Below are 1,664 nucleotides of genomic sequence, written 5' to 3'. Positions count from 1 at the left end.
GAAATACTTGTAGGGAAGGACTTTCGAGTCAAGCTTTTCGGGTGAATCGGAACACGATTGTTACACCGGGACGCTCGTGGGATAGCCACTGTCGTCGCGTACTGCGGCTGATCTGGGGGCTGAATTCGAGCAACAAACAGAGGGAGAATGAACACCATGCAGTTTGACAACGACATGAGCCCAGCCAAGCGGGCTGGTGATTCGCGCCGGGTGCTGGCGGCTGTGAAGCATTACGCCGTCGGCGATCAGGAGGGTATCGGCGCAGTGATGGCCGAGGCCAAGGCATGCGGGCGGGCTCACCACTTCACCTATGACGCGCTGGAGCGGCTGTGCAACGCCTACGGTCTGCGCGACGAACACAACCGTGTGAACCAGCAGCGGGTGAACGAGTTTGGCGTGGTGATCGACTCGTTCGCCGCGAAAGAAAATCCAACTGAGAACGGAGACAACGAAAATGGCGAAAAGTAATTACGACCCGAACTCGCCGCTGATCCAGGCGTCCATCACCAGCGACGGCGGCACCGACTGGCCGGTCGTCGACGAGCTGGGTGACCCCGGCATGCGGTCGCGGATGCAGCGGCCGGATTACCCGGAGAGTGAAGCAGTCGTCCACGGTCAGCTCGACTCCGACCTAGGTAGCTGGTCCACGAACGATTCGACGATTGACGACGATGCGGAAGGCCCGTACAACGTGACGCTGCCGGCGCCGGATTACAGCATGCAGATGCCAGGCTTTCCGGATGACGGGACAGGTCCCGAGGGCGACGCCCCGATGCCGGCGCCACCGCCGGGTAGCTTCCGGGGTCACGTCATGATGACTGATCCGCGGTGCAACCCGGGCCCGCAGTCGCTACTCCATGGGGAGGGTTAAGACATGACTGAAGAACACGTTCAAGATGCCGCCGAACCGACCGAGGAGCAGCTGCGATCCGCTGAAGCTATGCGCTACCGGACCAGGCTGCGTGAATCCGAGGAATCCAACGCCGAGCTGATCCGCACGTTGGCCGAATCCAACGCCCGCATCGAGGCTTTAGAACGGACCACCGCCGAAACGCACCTCCGCGGCAAGCTCAACGATCCGCGGGACATGTGGCTGGAGACCAAGCTGGAGGATCTGCGCGACGACACCGGGCTGTTGTCCACCGACAAGTTGAACGCCCGCGCCGACGAGCTACTCGAGTCCCATCCGCACTGGCGCGCGCCCGCCTACAGCACGCCGGCCGGCCTGGTCAACAGCAAGGGCATCATCGGCGGCCGGCCCCGCAACGTCTTGGACGCCGACAACGTGCAGCCGGAAACCAGCCGAGGCTGGGCCGGGTTCCTGCAGGACGCCGCCCGTGGCGAGACCAGGCCACCCACCTAGAAGGGCCCCAGATTCAACGGAGAGCGACGAACGGCACCTCGGCCTATAGGCAGTAGCCGGGGGAAACGGTATTCTAGAGATCTGATCCCAGCGGGGTCAACGCATTAGTCCAGCGGGCCGGTGCGGTGAACACCTTGAAACCATTGTGTGCAAAGGTGTCGGCCCGCTTTGGGATTATTTCTTTTTTCTCCTTCCGGCCGGCGCTTCGCCAGTTACCCGTTGGGGGATCAACATGACCGGAATAACTACAGTCAATTCACCAGGAATTCTCGCGCCCGAAGAAATCGGGCCTCTTATCATT

At 61.8% G+C, this 1,664-nt stretch carries 3 protein-coding genes; all 3 read left to right on the top strand.

The features are described 5' to 3' along the window. The first annotated feature begins 147 nt into the window (after nucleotides 1–147). From WAN02_RS16950 to WAN02_RS16940, 3 genes are read left to right on the top strand one after another with little or no spacing between them, the layout of a single operon-like run. Nucleotides 148–468 carry a hypothetical protein gene (locus WAN02_RS16950; RefSeq protein WP_422265380.1) on the top strand — a complete coding sequence of 107 codons (321 nt, stop codon included), beginning with the start codon at nucleotides 148–150 and terminating at the stop codon, nucleotides 466–468. After that, on the top strand, nucleotides 455–871 hold the full coding sequence (locus WAN02_RS16945; RefSeq protein ID WP_422265379.1) for a hypothetical protein: 417 nt from the start codon (nucleotides 455–457) through the stop codon (nucleotides 869–871). Before WAN02_RS16950 ends, WAN02_RS16945 begins: the two co-directional genes overlap by 14 nt. A gap of 3 nt (nucleotides 872–874) precedes the next feature. Continuing rightward, entirely contained in the window at nucleotides 875–1,363 is a 489-nt protein-coding gene (locus WAN02_RS16940; protein WP_422265377.1) for a hypothetical protein, read from the top strand. The last annotated feature ends 301 nt before the right edge of the window (nucleotides 1,364–1,664 follow it).

The sequence above is a fragment of the Mycobacterium sp. genome (assembly GCF_049281135.1).
In the GTDB taxonomy this organism is placed as follows: Bacteria; Actinomycetota; Actinomycetes; order Mycobacteriales; family Mycobacteriaceae; genus Mycobacterium.
Note: the sequence above shows the minus strand (reverse complement) of the source record. Positions and strands in the feature narration are given on the sequence as shown.